Origin of the sequence: Buchnera aphidicola (Macrosiphum gaurae), assembly GCF_005080965.1 — a bacterium.
Lineage (GTDB): Bacteria > Pseudomonadota > Gammaproteobacteria > Enterobacterales > Enterobacteriaceae > Buchnera > Buchnera aphidicola_S.
This window is the reverse complement of the sequence record NZ_CP034867.1, coordinates 170033-189801: the sequence shown is the minus strand read 5'-3', so window position 1 is coordinate 189801 and position 19769 is coordinate 170033. Positions and strand designations below refer to the sequence as shown.

At 25.7% G+C, this 19769-nt stretch carries 17 protein-coding genes; 3 read left to right on the top strand and 14 right to left on the bottom strand.

The window, feature by feature from the left end; translation table 11 throughout:
• Positions 1-11: 11 nt before the first annotated feature.
• Positions 12-1229, bottom strand: a complete 1218-nt coding sequence (locus D9V72_RS00880; RefSeq protein WP_158354655.1) for an acetate kinase — start codon at positions 1227-1229, stop codon at positions 12-14.
• An 82-nt stretch (positions 1230-1311) separates the two neighbouring features.
• On the opposite strand from D9V72_RS00880, the gene nadE reads away from it, so the two are divergent.
• On the top strand, positions 1312-2118 hold the full coding sequence (gene nadE, locus D9V72_RS00875) for an ammonia-dependent NAD(+) synthetase (protein WP_158354653.1): 807 nt from the start codon (positions 1312-1314) through the stop codon (positions 2116-2118).
• A 6-nt stretch (positions 2119-2124) separates the two neighbouring features.
• On the opposite strand, the gene sirB1 is transcribed toward nadE, so the two are convergent.
• From sirB1 to prfA, 3 genes are all read right to left on the bottom strand, one after another.
• Positions 2125-2934 (bottom strand): invasion regulator SirB1, encoded by an 810-nt coding sequence (gene sirB1 / locus D9V72_RS00870; RefSeq protein ID WP_158354651.1) that lies wholly within the window; start codon positions 2932-2934, stop codon positions 2125-2127.
• Between the two features lie 144 nt (positions 2935-3078).
• A complete protein-coding gene (prmC, locus tag D9V72_RS00865) occupies positions 3079-3912 on the bottom strand; it encodes a peptide chain release factor N(5)-glutamine methyltransferase (protein ID WP_158354649.1) in 834 nt (277 codons plus the stop codon).
• Positions 3909-4994, bottom strand: coding sequence for a peptide chain release factor 1 (gene prfA / locus D9V72_RS00860; RefSeq protein ID WP_158354647.1), 1086 nt, complete (start codon positions 4992-4994; stop codon positions 3909-3911). Before prfA ends, prmC begins: the two co-directional genes overlap by 4 nt.
• A gap of 234 nt (positions 4995-5228) precedes the next feature.
• On the opposite strand from prfA, the gene ispE reads away from it, so the two are divergent.
• A complete protein-coding gene (gene ispE / locus D9V72_RS00855) occupies positions 5229-6101 on the top strand; it encodes a 4-(cytidine 5'-diphospho)-2-C-methyl-D-erythritol kinase (protein ID WP_158354645.1) in 873 nt (290 codons plus the stop codon).
• Between the two features lie 65 nt (positions 6102-6166).
• Positions 6167-7114: a ribose-phosphate pyrophosphokinase gene (locus D9V72_RS00850; protein ID WP_158354643.1), complete on the top strand. Its 948-nt coding sequence runs from the start codon at positions 6167-6169 to the stop codon at positions 7112-7114.
• Positions 7115-7188: 74 nt separating this feature from the next.
• Here D9V72_RS00850 and D9V72_RS00845 read toward each other — a convergent pair whose 3' ends face one another.
• The 10 genes from D9V72_RS00845 to nuoG all read right to left on the bottom strand — a co-directional run bounded on the left by D9V72_RS00845 (position 7189) and on the right by nuoG (position 19748).
• Positions 7189-7407: a CvpA family protein gene (locus tag D9V72_RS00845; protein ID WP_158354641.1), complete on the bottom strand. Its 219-nt coding sequence runs from the start codon at positions 7405-7407 to the stop codon at positions 7189-7191.
• 287 nt (positions 7408-7694) lie between these two features.
• Positions 7695-8936: a bifunctional tetrahydrofolate synthase/dihydrofolate synthase gene (folC, locus tag D9V72_RS00835; protein WP_158354637.1), complete on the bottom strand. Its 1242-nt coding sequence runs from the start codon at positions 8934-8936 to the stop codon at positions 7695-7697.
• Between the two features lie 766 nt (positions 8937-9702).
• Complete coding sequence (locus D9V72_RS00830) at positions 9703-11166, bottom strand: NADH-quinone oxidoreductase subunit N (protein ID WP_158354636.1); 1464 nt, start codon at positions 11164-11166, stop codon at positions 9703-9705.
• A 6-nt stretch (positions 11167-11172) separates the two neighbouring features.
• Positions 11173-12690 carry an NADH-quinone oxidoreductase subunit M gene (gene nuoM, locus D9V72_RS00825; RefSeq protein WP_158354635.1) on the bottom strand — a complete coding sequence of 506 codons (1518 nt, stop codon included), beginning with the start codon at positions 12688-12690 and terminating at the stop codon, positions 11173-11175.
• 100 nt (positions 12691-12790) lie between these two features.
• Positions 12791-14626, bottom strand: a complete 1836-nt coding sequence (nuoL, locus tag D9V72_RS00820) for an NADH-quinone oxidoreductase subunit L (protein ID WP_158354634.1) — start codon at positions 14624-14626, stop codon at positions 12791-12793.
• Complete coding sequence (gene nuoK, locus D9V72_RS00815; protein WP_158354633.1) at positions 14623-14925, bottom strand: NADH-quinone oxidoreductase subunit NuoK; 303 nt, start codon at positions 14923-14925, stop codon at positions 14623-14625. Before nuoK ends, nuoL begins: the two co-directional genes overlap by 4 nt.
• Before the next feature lie 30 nt (positions 14926-14955).
• Positions 14956-15471, bottom strand: a complete 516-nt coding sequence (gene nuoJ, locus D9V72_RS00810; RefSeq protein WP_158354632.1) for an NADH-quinone oxidoreductase subunit J — start codon at positions 15469-15471, stop codon at positions 14956-14958.
• 10 nt (positions 15472-15481) lie between these two features.
• Entirely contained in the window at positions 15482-16024 is a 543-nt protein-coding gene (gene nuoI / locus D9V72_RS00805; RefSeq protein WP_158340496.1) for an NADH-quinone oxidoreductase subunit NuoI, read from the bottom strand.
• 23 nt (positions 16025-16047) lie between these two features.
• Positions 16048-17016 (bottom strand): NADH-quinone oxidoreductase subunit NuoH, encoded by a 969-nt coding sequence (gene nuoH, locus D9V72_RS00800; protein WP_158354631.1) that lies wholly within the window; start codon positions 17014-17016, stop codon positions 16048-16050.
• Positions 17013-19748, bottom strand: a complete 2736-nt coding sequence (gene nuoG, locus D9V72_RS00795; RefSeq protein WP_158354630.1) for an NADH-quinone oxidoreductase subunit NuoG — start codon at positions 19746-19748, stop codon at positions 17013-17015. The genes nuoH and nuoG overlap by 4 nt, the downstream gene beginning before the upstream one ends.
• Positions 19749-19769: the final 21 nt, after the last annotated feature.

Below are 19769 nucleotides of genomic sequence, written 5' to 3'. Positions count from 1 at the left end.
CTAGAAAATAACTATTTTATATTAATTATATTATTAGTTTCTTGAGCTATTGCTAACTCTTCGTCTGTCGGAACTACAAAAACTGGACGAGAAGTGCATTTAGTTATTATTCCCGATCTACCAGCTGTCATAGATAAATTTAGTTCTAAATCAATTTTAAAACCTAATATAGATAATCTGGAAAGAGTTAATTCTCTAATTAAAGGCACGTTTTCACCAATTCCACCAGTAAAAACAACAGCATCTAAACGATTTTCCATTAAGATTATATAAGAAGCAATATATTTTGATAAACGATGACAAAAAATATCTACAGCTCTTGTAGCATCTTTTTTATAATTATAATTTTTCTCAAAATAGCGAAAATCACTGCTAATACCACTTAAGCCTAATAGTCCTGATTTTTTATTTAAAATTATTTCAATTTCATCAATACTCAAATCAAGTATTTTGTTCATGAAAAAAATAATTGAAGGATCTAAATCCCCGCTTCGAGTTCCCATCACTAATCCTTCTAGAGGAGTTAATCCCATTGAAGTATCTACACATATTCCATTGCATATAGCAGAAATAGAAGTTCCATTACCTAAATGACATGTTATAATATTTAAAGATTTGAATTCTTTATTTAATATGACAGAAGTTTTATGAGCAATATAATTATGACTAGTACCATGAGCACCATAACGTCTAATACCGTATTTCTTATAAAAATTGTACGGAATTGCATATAGAAAAGAAGTTTCAGGCATATTTTGATAAAAAGATGTGTCAAAAACCGCTACATTTTTTCTTGATAAACTAGGATATTTTTCTATAATTGTTTTAATACCAATTAAATTAGCTGGATTATGCAATGGAGCAAAGCAAACTGCATCCTGAATACATTGTATAATATTATTATCAATCAAAGTTGATTTTTTTATTTTAGTTCCCCCATGAACTACTCTATGTCCTATACCTATTAAATTTTTTAAAATATCTTTTTTTTCTGATAAAACTTGATCTATAATAAAATTTAAGGCGGCTTCATGATTAATTTTTGAACCTATTTTTTTTTTATATGTTACACCTAGACACTGCCACGTAATATATGTCTCTGACAAAAACAAACACTCCACTAAACCAGATAAATATTTTTTTTCATTATTAGGATTTAATATTGCAAATTTTATAGAAGAACTACCACAATTTAATACAAAAATTAAACTATTCAATTTTTTATCCATTTTTCTGTTTTAATAAAATTAAAAAATACATTTAGTATTTCATATAAAATATTTACACTTCTTTAAAAAATAGGAGAACCAAATGACACTTCAAAAAAAAATTATTAAATCATTAGGAGTAAAATCAGTAATTATACCAGAAATAGAAATCAAAAATTGTGTTGATTTTTTAAAAAAATATTTACTTGATCATGTTTACCTAAAATCTTTAATAGTCGGTATTAGTGGAGGACAAGACTCTACATTAACTGCTAAATTGTGTCAAATAACTGCTGAAACATTAAGAAATGAAAGAAAAGACATTAATTATCAATTTATCGCATTACGTTTGCCATATGGCATTCAATCTGACGAAATAGATTGTCAAGATGCAATTAATTTTATAAAACCAGATCAAGTATTTAATATTAATATCAAACAAGCAGTTTTAAGCAGTGAAAATTCTTTAAAAAAAGCAGGTATTATTATCTCAGATTATATAAGAGGTAATGAAAAAGCCAGAGAAAGAATGAAAGTACAATATAGCGTTGCTGCAGTAAAAAAGGGTCTGGTAGTCGGAACAGGACATGCAGCAGAAAGCATAACCGGATTTTTTACAAAATATGGAGATAACGGAACAGATATAAATCCTATTGCCAAATTAAATAAACGACAAATTCAATTATTATTAAAAAAATTAAATTGTCCAAAGCATTTGTATTTAAAAAAACCAATGGCAGATTTGGAAGATGAACATCCTCAACAAGATGACGAATCTATTTTAGGTGTTACATATAATATGATTGATTCTTATTTAGAAGGAAAAAAAATAAACCTCGAAAATCAAAAAATTATTGAAAAATTATACTTTGATACGTTACATAAACGTAATTTGCCAGTTACACCATAAATTATTTTAATGCAATACAATTTTTTTTTGTTCAATAGAATGAATTTGAATTTTAATTATTTCACTAATTGGATCTTCAGGACAATGTTCTACAAAATAGATTAAATCTGTTAAAGCAACATGATTACATTCTAATTGTGCATATATTAGACCTCTATCACGAATTTCATATGGATCATTCGGATCAATTTTAAGTAATAAATTAGTAACATTTAATGCTAATTCCATTTTTTTTTCTTCCATTAATGCGGATTTTAATGTATCTAACATTTTTCGGATAACAGTAATAGATTCAGATTTGTATAAATCATTTTCATATAATTCTGCCGTGGGACTAATATTGCCTTTTAACCAGACTTCTAATGTATGTTGATCTAACATCTCTCCGTTAAAAGGATTAATAAGCCATTTTTTCTTATTAATCCAATCTGCTCTTAAAATAAGTTGAGTAGGAAATACAACAGGATTTAAAGGCAATTTTAATTCTTGAGCAATATGTAAAAAAAGAATACCTAAGGATACTGCAGTACCTTTTCGTGTTTTAAGAACATTATCAATCCATAGTGCATCTGAAAGATTATAAACACCACTTGCACCACCAAAGTTCCAGTGAATATAAAATAATTCCAATAATTTTTCTAATTGTCGATCAGGTTCATTTTCAGATGAAATATAAGACTCGGCTTCTTTTATTCTATTTTTTAATTCAGATAGAACACAATTTGAAGGAAAATCTTCTCGAATAGCTTGAGAAGCAATAATAATAGATTCAAAAAGTGATAATTTAGAAAAATCAATATTAGAAATGGCTTTCATATTATTAGTAATAGTAGTATTTTTTTAAATTAGTAAATAAATTTAAATGGTATAATTTTATATGTAATTAATACATATTTTATATTAAAATATAACATTTTTTTTTATTTTTGTTAATAAAACATTTTTTTATTTTATAAAATTTTATTTATCATATTTTTTACCGATTGTCACACGATCGTTGCCTCCATAATCTTGATAAGATTCTATTTCAACAAAATTATATTGTCTAAATAAATCTTGTACCTGTAATTTTTGTTTCCATCCATGCTCTATTAATAACCAACCTCCATGAAATAAATAATTTTTTGCGTTTTTTACTATATTTTTGATATCTGATAATCCATTATCATCAGATATCAAAGCATTCAACGGCTCAAAAAAAATATCTTTTTTAAAAAATTTTATTTCTTTTTTACTAATATATGGTGGATTACTTACAATAATATTAAATTTATTTTTTACATTTGAAAACCAATTACTACAAAAAAAAGTAACATTTTTAATATTTAATTTAGCTGCATTCATTCTAGCTACTGTAAGAGCTTTTTCTGATTTATCAATACCAATAACATTCCAACTAGAACATGTACTTGCTAAAGCTAAAGAAATAGCTCCGCATCCAGTACCTAAATCAAGAATTAAAACAGAACTACTCTTAATTTTAGATAATACTTTTTCTACTAAAATTTCTGTATCAGGTCTTGGAATAAGAGTATCATATGAAACATATAAAGACAAAGACCAAAATTCTTTTTCTTTTATTATATAAGCTATAGGTTCTCCTAAAGATCTGCGATAAATTAAATAATTTAAATATTTATATTGTTTCTGAGTCAATTCGATATCATCAGAACCAATAATAAAACTACGTGTGCATTTTGAAACATAACTCAATAAAAATTCAGATTCATATTTTGGATTATCAACAGAAGATAATCTATTAATAGATTTTTCTAACCATTTTTTAATATTCATAGCTCTGATTGAGATAAAGAAGCAAGCATATCTGCTTGATGTTCTTGAGTTATTGGATCAATAAGCAAATCTAATTTTCCTTGTAACACTTCATCTAATTTATAGATAGTCAAATTAATTCTATGATCTGTAATTCTATTTTGAGGAAAATTATATGTTCTATTTCTATCTGATCGTTGACCTGTTCCCAACAAAACTCTTCTCATAGAAGATTTTTCTTGATGTTTTTTTTCTAATTGGGCGGCATAAATACGTGCTGATAAAATAGACAAGGCTTTCGCTTTATTTTTATGTTGTGAACGTTCATCTTGACATTCTACTACATTACCAGTAGGAATATGAGTTATTCTAATAGCAGAATCAGTTGTATTAACGTGTTGCCCTCCTGCACCAGAAGAACGAAAAGTATCTATTTTTAAATCCGAAGGATTAATTTCTTCTTTTTCAGTTTCAGGAATAACTGGCATAACTGCAACAGTACAAGTAGATGTATGAATTCTCCCCTGTGATTCTGTTTCTGGGACTCTTTGTACACGATGACCACCTGATTCAAATTTTAAACGACCACATGCACCTTTCCCTGTAATTTTTATAATGATTTCCTTAAATCCTCCTTTTTCACTTTCACTGACATTCATTATGTCTACTTTCCATGAATGATATTCAGCGTATCGAAAATACATTCTAAATAATTCGCCAGCAAAAATAGAAGATTCGTCTCCACCTGTTGCTGATCTAATTTCAATAAAACAACTATGTTCGTCATTAGGATCTTCAGGTAATAATAATTGACTAATTTTTTTTTCTAATTTTTTCTTTTTTTTATTAAAAAGAAATAATTCTTCTTCAGCTATGTCTTGAATTTCTATATCCTTTAATAAAACATTAACATTCTTAATCTCATCTTCTAATTGTTCCCATTGAACAAAACATTTTATAATTTTAGAAAGTTTTAAATATTCTTTAGATAAACTTTTTAAGTTATCTCGATCGGATATAATCTTTTTCTGAGTTAACATTAGTTCAATTTCTTGATAACGATCTCGTAAAGATTTTAATTTGTTTAAAATAGAATTATTCATAAAATCCTTCTTCTGTTAGACAGAATATTTTAAAAATAATTTTTAATTAATATCAAATAATGTATTATTAATATTATTAAAATTATAAAAAATATTTTTTTATTTAATAAATTTTAAAAACGATAAAAATTAAAATATCTATACTAGAACAAGTATATCATTTTAAATTTTTTCATGTAATTTTAATAAAAACTAATATAAAAAAATATTTTAAATTAATAAATAAAACTTCAAATGATTCATACATGGTTATCTCCTGCAAAAATTAATCTATTTCTTTATGTAACAGGAATGCGTAAAGATGGGTATCATGATATACAAACATTATTTCAATTTCTCAATTATGGTGATACATTGAAAATAATTGCTAATAAAACAGGTTGTATTCAATTGTTTACCGAAAAAAAAAACCTTCTAAATGTAAAAAATAGTATTATTATCGCTGCTAATTTACTAAAAGAAAAAGCACTATTTGATGGAAAATTACGTAATTTTAGTTATGGAGCAAAAATAATTCTAAAAAAGAAAATACCTATAGGAAGTGGACTAGGTGGAGGTTCGTCTAATGCTGCAACTACTTTAATTGTTTTAAACAAGTTATGGAATACAAAATATACATTAAAAGAACTAGCCTTATTAAGTGTTAAAATAGGAGCAGATGTACCTGGTTTTATTGCAGGCAAAACAGCTATTATTGAAGGAATAGGAGATATATTATCTCCTGTTATACGAGAAGAAAAATGGTATTTAGTTGTATATCCTCATATTCATATTTCAACAAAAAAGATGTTTTCTAGTCCATTATTAAAAAAGGATAAACCTAAAAAATCAATTCAAGCATTATTAATGCTACCATTTAGGAACGATTTTGAAAATATAGCGAAAAAAAAATTCACTAAAATAAAAAAATTAATTTCCATGTTATCTTCACATGCCCCTTCACGGATGACTGGAACAGGTTCTTGCGTTTTCTCTGAATTTAATAATAAGAAATCTGCAGAAAAAATTTTTTCTTTATTACCTAAAAATATGCAAGGATTTATAGCAAAAAGTGTTAATATTTCACCATTACATAAAACTCTTCATAAAAAAAAATATATATATTAAATAAAAAATATATTTTGTAATTAAATATGTAAAAGATTACTAATTCAAAACAAAAAAGGTTCTTTATGCCTGAAATGAAACTTTTTTCTGGAAATTCTATTCCCAAACTAGCAAAATTTATCGCAAATCGATTATATATTAATTTAGGAAAAGCATCTGTAGGCCGATTTAGTGATGGTGAAATAAGTGTTCAAATAAATGAGAATGTAAGAGGTGGGGATGTTTTTATCATTCAGTCTACTTGTTCGCCTACCAATGATAACATCATGGAATTAGTTGTAATGGTAGATGCTTTAAGAAGAGCTTCTGCTGGTAGGATTACTGCAGTAATACCATATTTTGGATATGCTCGTCAAGACCGTAGAGTTAGATCAGCACGAGTTCCTATAACAGCAAAAGTAGTAGCTGACTTTCTATCCAGTATTGGAGTAGATCGTGTATTAACAGTAGATCTTCATGCAGAACAAATACAAGGTTTTTTTGATGTTCCTGTCGATAATGTTTTTGGTAGTTTAATTCTTTTAGAAGATATGCTCCAAAGAGAACTAAAAAATCCAATTGTTGTATCTCCTGATATTGGCGGGGTAGTGAGAGCTAGAGCAATTGCTAAACTTCTGTATGATACTGACATGGCAATTATCGATAAAAGAAGACCTCGTGCTAATGTATCTCAAATTATGCATATTATTGGGGATGTAGCTAATCGTGATTGTATTTTAGTAGATGATATGATAGATACAGGGGGTACTCTTTGTAAAGCCGCAGAAGCACTTAAAGAAAGAGGAGCAAAAAGAGTTTTTGCGTATGCAACACATCCGGTTTTTTCTGGTGACGCATCAATAAACTTAAAAAATTCTGTTATTGATGAAGTTGTTGTATGTGATACTATTCCATTATCAAAAAAAATTGAATTACTACCAAATGTACGAACACTAACCTTAGCAGGCATGTTAGCAGAAGCAATAAGACGTATTAGTAATGAAGAATCTATTTCTGCTATGTTTGAACATTAAATGTACTTTATTAAAACCTCTGCAATTCTAAGCACACTATAATTTTATGCTAATATGAATAATGTGCTTAGTTTTTAAAACAAACTGAAAAATAATAAAAAATACTTTTTAAACATTACAAGAATAGAGATTAGCATAGAATGATGTATATAATATATATAACCGTTCTGATTAAAATAATTAAAAATAAAAAGAAACAAAAATATCAATAATATACTACGCAATACTCCAAAAAACCCTCCTAAAATAATATTATAATAAGACAATTTAATTTTTTTAATAATTTTTTTCATAAAAAAATTTAAAATATATCTTATAACAAAAAAAAAATAATCATAACGAATATTAAAATCTTATCTTTTAAAAAAACATTTTGAATTGCATTTTTAAAAAAAGAACTAAAATAATTATATTTATTAAAAAAATAAAAATTAAAAAACCAAAAAAAAACGGAGAATACTTCTTGACAAAAACCACGTAACAAGCCAAAAAAAACCGAAACAATAACAGTAGCAATAATAATATAATCTAGTAGAAACATAGATTTTTCCAAAACCATATTTTTTATCTATTATGTTACTTAAACTTGTATATTTAAAGAAAGAAATTCTGAAACAGTCCAAAAAGAACCGAACACTATAATAGCATCTTGTTTTTTTGCTAATATCAACGCTTTTTTATAAGCTTCATTAATATCATTTAAAACAGATGTATTATAAATGGGAAAAATATCTTTTAATTGCTTTTTAGTGGCAGTCCGAATTGTTTTTAAAGGTGCAGCAAACCAATAATGAATTTTACTTTTTAAAGGATTGATAATACCTGAAATATCTTTATCGTTTAATATACCTACTACTGCATATATTTTCCCTTTTATATCAATTTCATCTATTTTTTTAGATAAATAAAAAGCAGCATCAGGATTATGAGCTACATCAATAATAATGTAAGGACGAGTAGAAATTATCTGAAATCTACCTAACAATTGAACATTAGAAATAGATTCTCTTATAATTTTTTCATCAATTTTAATACCTGAATAATAAAGAGCAGCTAATGCAATAGCTGCATTTGATAATGGTATTTGAGTAATAGGCAAATTATATAACTTAATATCTGAATGAAAAAAATTCCAATAACAATCTTGTTTTTCCCAGGACCAATCTACATTATTTTTTTTTAATATTGTTTTTTTTTCTTTAGCTATTTGATACATAGAATCAGGAATATTTACCTCGCCGATTACAGAAATTTTATTTTTTCTAAAAATACCAGATTTTTCACGCGCAATGCTTGCACGATCAGTTCCTAAAAAAGAAGTATGATCTATACCTATATTAGTTATTATAGATATATCAGAATCTACAATATTGGTAGCATCTAATCTACCTCCTAATCCTACTTCTAATATAAGAATATCTAATGAATATCTTTTAAATAAAATCAATGCAGCAAGTGTAATAAATTCAAAATAAGTTAGTAAAATACCATTTCTTTCTGATTCTACATTCTGAAAGGCGGAGATATAATCTTCTTCATTGAGAAAAAATCCATTAATCCGTATTCTTTCGATAAATTTTATAAGATGAGGAGAAGTGTATAATCCTACTTGATAACCTGCATTTAATAGTAATCTTTCCAACATCGCGCAAGTTGTTCCTTTTCCATTAGTCCCTGCAACAGTAAAAATAAAAGCTTTTGAATCTAATACATCTAACTTTTTTGCAAGAGACTTTATTTCAGAAAGATCATATATTATTTTTCTATCTGATTTTTCTAAATATTTAAGCCACATAGATAAAGAATAATTTTTATTAAACATATCGCTTTTAGCATCTTTTATATCAAATAAAATTGAAAATTTTTATGTATAACTATATCGTTGAGTAAAAATATTAATATATTAATATTTTTTATAATACGGAATGCTACTAATTATAGATGTTATTATTATAACAATTAATATTATTATAAAGTTTTTAATATTTCAGAATTTCTCAAGCATTATTTTTATAAAAATAAAAATTAAAAAACTAGTAATCTATATTTAATTTTAATGTTTTTTTATAATAATAATAGATATGAAAAAACATATTTAATCGAAATACAATATAGAAAAAATAATACAGAAAATATGGTAAAAAAAATTATTATAGAACGTAGTACTAATTTTTTTTATATACTAAACAGACAATAATATTTTTAAAAATTTATTAATGTTTTAAAATTTAAAAAATAAAACGTCATAAGAACATTATTTATTAAAAACAATGTTTCTAATGAATAACTAATAGAAAATAATATAACTTTTGAATTAGAAATTTTACTAACTTCATTTTACAAAACCATATGCCACAATAATGAAAAAATAATCAAGATAAAAAAACTAAAAAAAATCATAAAGAAAATAATACTTTAAATATTATTAATTTTTTTCTTATAAATACAATTATATACTTTATATGTTATCAAAAATGAGAAAAAATACTCTAAAGTTACGAAATATGAAAAACTATATTCTAAACATATCTTTTTTATCAGTAACAATTTTGACAATATAATATTTACACGTATTTTAAAAATGAATATTATATAGTTAATTTCATCAAGCTAATTAATGGACTTGGATATATCCCTAATATTAATAATATTATTCCTGAAATACATATTACTACTCCGGAAGGAGTATAAAACCAATTTTTATATATTTTCGAATCTATTTGAAATAATTTCTTTTGCTTTAAATACAAATTCAGAATCATTCTTAAATAACAATATAAACCTAAAACAGTTCCAATCAGAAAAGAAAAACCTATTATCCATAAATGTTCTTGCATAATAATTGATAAAATATAAAATTTTCCAATAAACCCTAAAGTCATTGGAATACCTGCTAAAGAAAGGAGTGATAAAGTAAATATAGTAGATAAAAGTGGTTGTGACCAAAATAGTCCTTGATATAAATGTATTGATGAATCAATATTATATTTTTTATCTGAATTTGAAATTAAATTAATAATACCAAAACATGCTATATTGCTGAATAAATAACTACACAAATATATTGTACTAGCTTCTAAAGAAAATAAATGATTCTTCTTAGATGTAAATAATACTATTAAAAGATATCCTAATTGAGATATTGATGTATATCCAAAAAATCTTTTAATATTTTTCTGGAAAAGAGCCATTAAGTTACCAATTACTATAGAAAAAATAGTAATTAATAATAATATAAAATGTAATGTTTCACTATTAAAATTAGAGATACGTAAAAAAAAGTGTAATAATCCAATAAAAACAGCAATTTTACTGGTAGTGGAAAAAAAAGATAATACCGATGTAGGTGTTCCTTGATAAATATCAGGAGTCCATAAATGAAATGGTACAATTGATAATTTAAAAAATAAAGATACAAGAACCATACAAGTACCAAATAAAACTACTAGTTTTTCATTTTTAGAAACAATATCAAAAACTTGATGTATTGATAAAAAATCAAGACTTCCAGAAATAGAATAAATCCATGCAATTCCAAGCAGTAAAAAACTAGATGAAATACCAGATAAAATAATGTATTTGAATGAAGCTTCTAAAGAATGTTTTTGATAACTAGAATAAGCAATTAAACCAAAAATTGGTAAAGATATAAGTTCAGTACTAATAAAAAATGCCGCCATATGATTTGATATAATTAATGAAATGGCGCCTAAATTTGAAATTATTATTAACAAATAAAATTCTTCTTTATTAAACGGATATTTTAACAACCATGGATATGCGAAAATACATGTACACAAACTAGAAATCATAATCATTCCAATATATAAAATAGAATAACTATCAATATAAAATAGAAAAGTTATGTCTATAGGAACAATCTTAGTCAATAAATATAGAGAACAAAATGCAGATATAAAACCTAATATACTAAAAACAGCAATAAAGAAATGATTTCGATTATAAGAAATAGATAACATGACTGTTAATGCAGTGAATATTATAATCAACAAAGGAAGTAATGCTGTTAATTGTTGTAAGTTTATTGTCATTATTGATTACAACCTTATTTTTAGAAGAGAATTATTAAATTCTTTTTCAATATTGTGTATAAAATTATATGAAAGATCTATAATTTTTTGTGGATATAAACCTAAAAAAACTAACATAAATATCAATACTATTATTATCCATAATTCTTGTTTTTTTATAAAAAAATTTGAAAATTTTTTTTTGTATGGACCATAAAAAATTTTTTGAATCATGTTCAAAGAATAAATAGAAGAAAAAACAATACCTATTGTTGCTAATATAGAAACAAATGGAAAAAATTGAAATACGCCGGACAAAATTAAAAATTCACCAATAAAATTTCCTGTTCCAGGAATTCCTAAATTTGCAAGGGAAAAAAACAAAGAAAAACCTGGAATCCAATAAAGACAAGACCACAAACCCCCCATTTCTTTCATATCTTGAGTTTGAAAACGTCTATAGATTTGACCAGATAAAATACATAAAGCAGCAGTAGTCAAACTATTTGATAACATCTGAACAACTACTCCTTGAAGTGCTATTTCATTATTGCTATAAATAGCTATTAAAATTAAACCCATATGAGAAATAGAAGAATAAGCAATGAATCGTTTTATGTTAGTTTGAGAAAAAGCAAGCCAAGCTCCATAAAAAATACTCAGCAGACCTAAAAACATCGCAATGAAAGAAAACTTTTCTGTTGAATGGGGAAATAAAACTAAATTATATCGTAAAAGAGCATAAGGAGCAGTTTTTAGCAAAACACCAATAATTTCTACTGAACCACAAGAAATTGATTGGGAATGTATATCTGGTAACCATCCATGAAATGGAACAATAGGCATTTTTATAGCAAATGATAAGAAAAAACCTATCATAACTATATATTCTATATATCGATTAATTGGTGTATCAAGCAATAAATTATAATTGAAAGTTAATATATTAGTACTTTGATAATAACTAAAAACTAATAATAAAATAGACGATAAGAGTATTAAGCCAGAAACTTGTCCATATAAAAAAAACTTGTTAGCGGCAAGAAAATTTTTATTTTTTTCAGTTTGATCACTCCATAATGCAATTAAAAAATACATTGGAAGTAACATGATTTCCCAAAAACAAAAAAATAAAAATAGATCACAAGAAATAAAAACACCAATAATACAAGTTAAAACAAGCATGAAATTAAAATAAAAAAATCCTTCGTTTTTTTTTATTTCATGCCATGAACATAAAACTGCTATTATCGATAAAACAGAAGCGAAAATAAGCATGATGATAGAAAAACCATCAATTGCAATGTTAAATTCAATGCCAAACCTTGATATCCAAGGTATAATTAATTGATGATCCCAGTGAAAATCATGTCTTTTTTGAAAAAAATTACCATCTTCTTGAATAAATATTTGAATGACAATTAATAATGTGAGAATTATTCCCGATAATGCAATCCAACGAGGAAAATTTTTATGCAGTCTATAAGAGAAAAAAGAAAAAAAACTACTAAAAAATGGAATGATAATTAACAAAGAGAGTAACATTACACGTATATTCCTATTATTCACTATAACTATTTAATTAATGGAATTATTTTTTTAGAAAATATAAATTTATTAATAGAACATACTATTTTAAATGAAACTAATAAAATAAAATTAATAAAAAAATTAAATTTATACCTAATATCATTGAAGTTACATACCATCTTGTATAACCATTACTAGTTTTCAACAAATAAAAATTGAATATGTGAATGATTTTCAGAAAACAATTAACAACTTTATTGAATGGATCAGAAGATAAAATTTTAGATACATATAAATAAAAATTTACTAAGGACATATTATAGAACCAATCAAAACCCCATCCTTTTAAAAAAAAATAATACACAAATCTTATTAATCTAAATTTAAAAATTTTATTAATCCAATATGGATTTTGAATCCAGAAATAATAAGAGAAACATATTCCAGAAATAGATAATATACTGCATATTATTTCAAATATTAATTTTTTATCTATCAATAAATGAGATAAAGGAAATACATATAATAATGGTGGTGATATGTAAGAACCAAATACAGTAGAAAAAAACAAAAGAATAAACAATGGAACATTATGTCCTAAATTTTTAGATGTACTAACTGCATGAATATTTTTTCCATGAAAAATAATAAAAATCATTCTAAATGTATAAATAGCTGTTAAAAAAGAGCAAAATAACGCGATTAAAAATAAATACATATAGCCACTCTGTAAAACATTAAATAAAATGTTACCTTTGCTGTAAAATCCAGCGGTAACTAAAGGAAAAGAAATTAAAGATGCACCTCCTACTATGAAATTAATGTATAAAAAAGGTAACTTTTTACGTAAACCACCCATTTTAAATATATTTTTTTCATTTTTACATGATAGAATTAATGAACCTGCAGATAAAAATAATAATGCTTTAAAAATAGCATGTACAATCAAATGTGTAATCGCTGCACTCCACGCCTTAACTCCTAGAGCTAAAAACATATATCCTATTTGACTCATAGTAGAATAAGCTAAAATACGTTTTATATCATTTTGAACTAAAGCAGAACAACTAGCAATTAATATTGTTAGTGTACCAATAAACGCTACAAAATATAATATTTCAGGAGTTAATAAAAATAAAAAATGTGTTCTAGCTATTAAGTAAACACCTGCTGTTACCATGGTAGCAGCATGTATTAAAGCAGAAACAGGACTTGGACCAACCATTGCATCAGACAACCAAGTTTGTAAAGGTAATTGAGCTGATTTTCCAATCACACCTAATAATAAAAAAAGTGTAATAATATTTAAATCAGAAAAATCTTCTATATTTAAAAAACTTAATAAAAATTTAATTTCTTTAAAATTGAAAGTATTGTATTTTTTATATATTAAAAATATTGCAATAATTAAAAAAATATCAGAAATTCGAGTTAAAATAAAAGCTTTAAAAGCACAAAGATTATTTTTATATTCAGTGTAATAAAAACCAATTAATAAATAAGAACATACACTAACTCCTTCCCATCCTAAATACATAAACAAAAAATTATCAGCTAACACTAAAACTGACATACTTGCTATAAATAAATTAGTATATGCAAAAAAACGTGAATAACCTTCTTTGTGTCTCATATACCAAGAAGCAAAAATATGTATCAATAACCCTACTCCTGTAATTACAAATAACATACTTAAAGATAGTCCATCTAAAGATAGAGAAAAATCAATATTTAATTCATTAATACATAACCATTTCCACAATATCTGAGTAAAAATTTGATCATTATTTTTAATAATACTTGTACCATAAAAACAGGTTATAATAAATGATATAAATATAGAAAATATACCTATTTTTAATGTACTTTTTCTAGAAATAACACCTTGAATAGAAGATAAAAATAAAAACCCGATTAGTGGAAATAAAGTTATGAAAAAAATAATATTCATCCATTCATCTCACTTAAAATATCAATATTTAATGTTTTTTTACGTCTATAAATTTGAAGTAATAATGCCAAAGCTATACTAGCTTCCGATGCAGCTAAAGTAATAGCAAATATATACATTATTTGACCATCTGTTTGATGCCAGTAACTACTAACTACAATCAATGCTAATCCAGCAGCATTGATCATTATTTCTAAACCAATTAATATAAATAATATATTACGTCGAACAATTAAAGAGGTTAAACCTAAAATAAATAATATTAATGATACAAATAATCCGTGAAATAAAGAAATCATGCATTATTATCCTCAATAAAAATTAACTGATTACAGAATTTTATTTTTATTTACATATTTCTTTTCTTTTCCAATATGAAATACAACAACTAAAGCAGATAATAAAAGAATAGAGGATAATTCAACTAATAGCATATACGGACCAAATAAATTCATCCCTACCATTTTCGAATCAATTAGAATACTATCTATTCTTTTTTCTTTTAAAAAAAATATTGTATAAGTCATAGATAAAAATAATATTAATGATAAAATACTGGGCCCAAGCCAAAAAATAGGTTTTAAGTAATTTTTTTCTTGTAAATCATGTTCATTACTGATGTTAAGAGTCATAATAACGAAAACAAACAATACTATAATGGCTCCAGCATATACAATAACTTCTAAAGCACCAGCAAAAAAAGCTCCGAGTGAAAAAAAAATGCCAGATATGGATAAGAGAGAAATGATTAAGTACAACAAGGAATATACTGCATTTTTTTGTATAATCACAAAAAAAGTAGAAATAACTGCTGAAAACGAACATATATAAAAAACAAATTCCATAAAAATCTCCTTATGGTAATAAATCTTTTACATCAACAGGCTTGGATTCGATATTTAAATCACCTGGTTTTTTTCCTTTTATAGCTACACCAGAAAAATTATAAAAATCATAATTTGGATATTTACCAGGACCTGAAACTAATAAATCTTTTTTTTCATATATTAAATCTTTTCTTTTAAAATCAGATAGCTCAAAATCAGGAATTAATTGTATTGCTGCTGTAGGACAAGCTTCTTCACACAAACCACAAAATATACAACGAGAAAAATTGATTCTAAAAAATTTTGGATACCAACGACCGCTAGTTTTTTCAGATTTTTGTAAAGAAATACAATCAACAGGACAAACTGCAGCACATAAATTGCAAGCAACACAGCGTTCTTGTCCATCTATATTACGGGTTAATATAATCCGACCTCTATAACGAGGAGCTAGATATACTTTTTCTTCTGGATATAATTTAGTTTCAGATTTAGAAAAAATATTCATACCAACCATTAAAATACTTCTTATTTGAGTAAAAAATCCAACAATAATATTTTTTAATATCATAAATAACAAATCTCTTATAAAATTCATAACAAAATAAAAAAAGCAGTTAAAAACAAATTACATAATGTTAAAGGTAAACAAAATTGCCATCCAAATAGTAAAACTTGATCATACCGTGGTCTTGGTAAAGATGCCCGGATCAAAATAAAAATAATAATAAAAAAAATAGTTTTTAAAGCAAACCAAATAAATCCAGGAATCCAAGGACCAAGCCAACCACCAAAAAAAATTGTTACTATTAATGAAGAAATCGTAATAATAGAAATATATTCACCAATAAAAAACAGACCAAATTTCATCCCCGAATATTCAATGTGATAACCATCAGCTAATTCCTGTTCAGATTCAGGTTGATCAAATGGATGTCTATGACACACCGCCAAACCTGCTATAAAAAATGTTAAAAAACCAAAAAACTGTGGGAAAATATTCCACATGTCTCTTTGACTGTTTATAATATCAGATATTTTAAAAGATCCTGATTGAGCTACTACACCCATCAATGATAAACCTAAAAATACTTCATAACTTAATGTTTGAACACAAGCACGCATAGACCCTAACAATGCATACTTATTATTACTAGACCAACCAGCAAATAATACGGAATAAACAGACAAACTAGCCATCATTAAAAAAAATAAAACTCCTATATTTAAATCAATAATAACAAAATTTGAAGTAAACGGGATAATTGGAATTACACATAATAATGAAGTAAAAGCTATTATTGGTGATAAAACAAAAATAAACTTTCTACTAAAAGGCGGGATCCAATCTTCCTTAAAAAAAATTTTAATCATATCAGCACATAATTGTAAACTTCCGATCCAACCAACTCGATTAGGTCCATGTCTATTTTGAAAAAAAGCTAGTAATCTTCGTTCGATTACACTTAACATGGCAGCAGAAAAAACTGTTACAAATAAAATAAAAATAACTTTTAACAAACAAAAAATTATTTTAATAATGTTTATGTCTAACCAAATCATTGAATGAATTCCTGTAAAAATTTAATTGTTTTGCCAACAAGCATAATAGGAAAACCTTTTCTTCCAATTGGTAAACCTATTTGTTTTTCACTTAAATATTTAGAGAATTGTACTGCTAAATAATAATCTTTATTCAAACAATTAAATTCTATTATAGAATCTTTTTTTAAACCTAACTTCATCGCATCTATTAAACCAATCAAAGCATATTCTAAGGGTATGTTTTCTTGTATATTCGAAGAATATTGAGTCATCTCTTCATTTCCAAAAAGATGATAATAAGGAATTATATTCCACTGTCTTTCTGCTATGAAATTTTTTGAAATTACATTTGAATACATATCAACTTTGCTTTTATTTTTTTTAAAAATATGTATACCTGAATCGCCAGATATTAAATTTTTACCTACTTCTATCTGAAATTTATTCCATGCCTGAGGTGAATTCCATCCAGGAAACCAGGCAAAAGGAATATGAGATACAGACTCGTTAGGTTGATTGCAACCTTCCATAGAAAACGCAAACATACTATTAACATCTTTAGTCTGACAAGGTTCATGAACATCAATATCAGAACGTAAAGATGTTCTTCCACTAGAACGAATAGGAGATCGAGCAATTTTTTGTCCCTGCACCCTAAAACTAGCATTCAACTCTTTTATTTTAATTTTTTCTAAAATTGAATATTTTTTAGAATAAGAGTTAATAACATCATCTAAATTAAACCAATATACTTTCGTATTATCAATTTTTGATTTGATCGTATGCAACCATTTCCAACTATCAAAAAGACAATTATTTTTATTGTAAAAGTTAGGATCATAAACTTGGAAAAAACGCTGTGCTCTTCCTTCAAAATTTATTATTGTTCCAGAACTCTCAGTAAAATTTGTTGAGGGTAAAGATAATCCAGATTTTTTATAAGTTTCTGTATACTGATGATCTACAGTAATCACATTTTTTTTATTTTTAAAAAAATCATCACAATCATATTGAGAGGCAAACCGATATAAATCGTATTCCATAAAAATTACAGCATCTGCTTTTTCCTGCTTAATTTTATCTAATACACATTCTATAGACATACCTCCGAGCAATGCTAAACCCAAAGAGTTAGAGCTCGACGTTAAAAAAGTAACACCAACATGATGATTAATAGTATGAATTTTAATAGCTTTAGCTATATTTATAGATGCTTGTATAATAGAATCACTAAAAGAATGAGAACCTGAAATAATCAATGTTTTTTTAGATGAAATCAATCGATTAGCAATTAACGATGATTTTTCTTTTAATCTAGGATCTAGATTTAAAACTTTTGGTAGATTTTTATCTAATTCATGAGCAATAGCAGATGCTAAATCTACCTGTTTATCGATAGGTGCAAAATAGCACCATTCAGAAATGTCATCTAATTTGCTTTCATGTGTATGCATTATATATAAAGAGTTTTTAAATTTTTCTGAAATGTAAATATGAGAAGAAGCATTCCATTTTGGTATTCCATATGTATGTGTTATATCTTTCGCTCTATTTTTAACTGCTTGACGCACAGCTAAAGCAACACGGGCAGATGTTTGTGTTAAATCCTCTCCAAGCACTAAAATTACATCATAACTTTCAATTTCTTTTAACGAAGGAATATATATATAATTATTTTTTAAAAACTCTAAAATCAATCCAATACACGCTTGCTCTTTTTCAGACATTCCATTAGAGAAATTTTCTTTACCAACTAGTTCTTGTAATGCAAAATTATTTTCTATACTTGATCTAGTAGAACCAACTCCAATTACACGCTTATATTTTTTAAAGAAAGCAACTCCAACTTTTATAGCTTCATTAAAATTCAATACGGTTAAATTATTATTACAATTAATATATGTAGGTTTTGTAGGACGTTTATTTAAATTAAGATGTGAATGCCCAAAACGACCAAGGTCACAAAGTAAATAATGATTTATGTTTTCATGATATCTGTTTTCTATTCGACGTATTTCACCATAACGTTCTCCAATACTAATATTGCATCCAACACTGCAATTATGACATATTCCTGGAGCATATTGCATATCCCATTTACGACTATATTTTTTAGAATGAATTTTGTCAGTAAACACTCCAGTAGGACATAGTTCTATTAAATTTCCTGAATATTCACTTTCTAATCTACCATCTTCTACACGACCAAAATAAATATTATTATTAGAACCATATACTCCAAAATCAATACCATCTGCATAATCATTATAATATCGAACACAACGATAGCATGCAATGCATCGATTCATTTCATGTTTAATAAAAGATCCTAAATATTGATTTTTATGTGTTCTTTTTTTAAATCTATAATTCCGCATACTATGTTTTGTCATTACAGTCATATCTTGCAAATGACAATGACCACCTTCTTCACATACTGGACAATCATGAGGATGATTTGTTAATAAAAGTTCGATGATAGTACTGCGAAAAATCTCTGATTCAGTACTTTTAACAGAAATTATAGCTCCATCAATTACGGGAGTCATACAAGACATAATTAATCGACCTTTACGATCTTCTAAACTATCATATTGTGTCACTGCACATTGACGACATGCTCCTAAACTTCCTAATAAAGGATGCCAACAAAAATAAGGAACATTAATACCTACAGATAAGCAAGCTTGTAACAAATTTTCTGATTTATTAACATTATAAATTTTATGATCTATGTAAATTTTAGCCATAAGAGAATGATTCCAAAAACT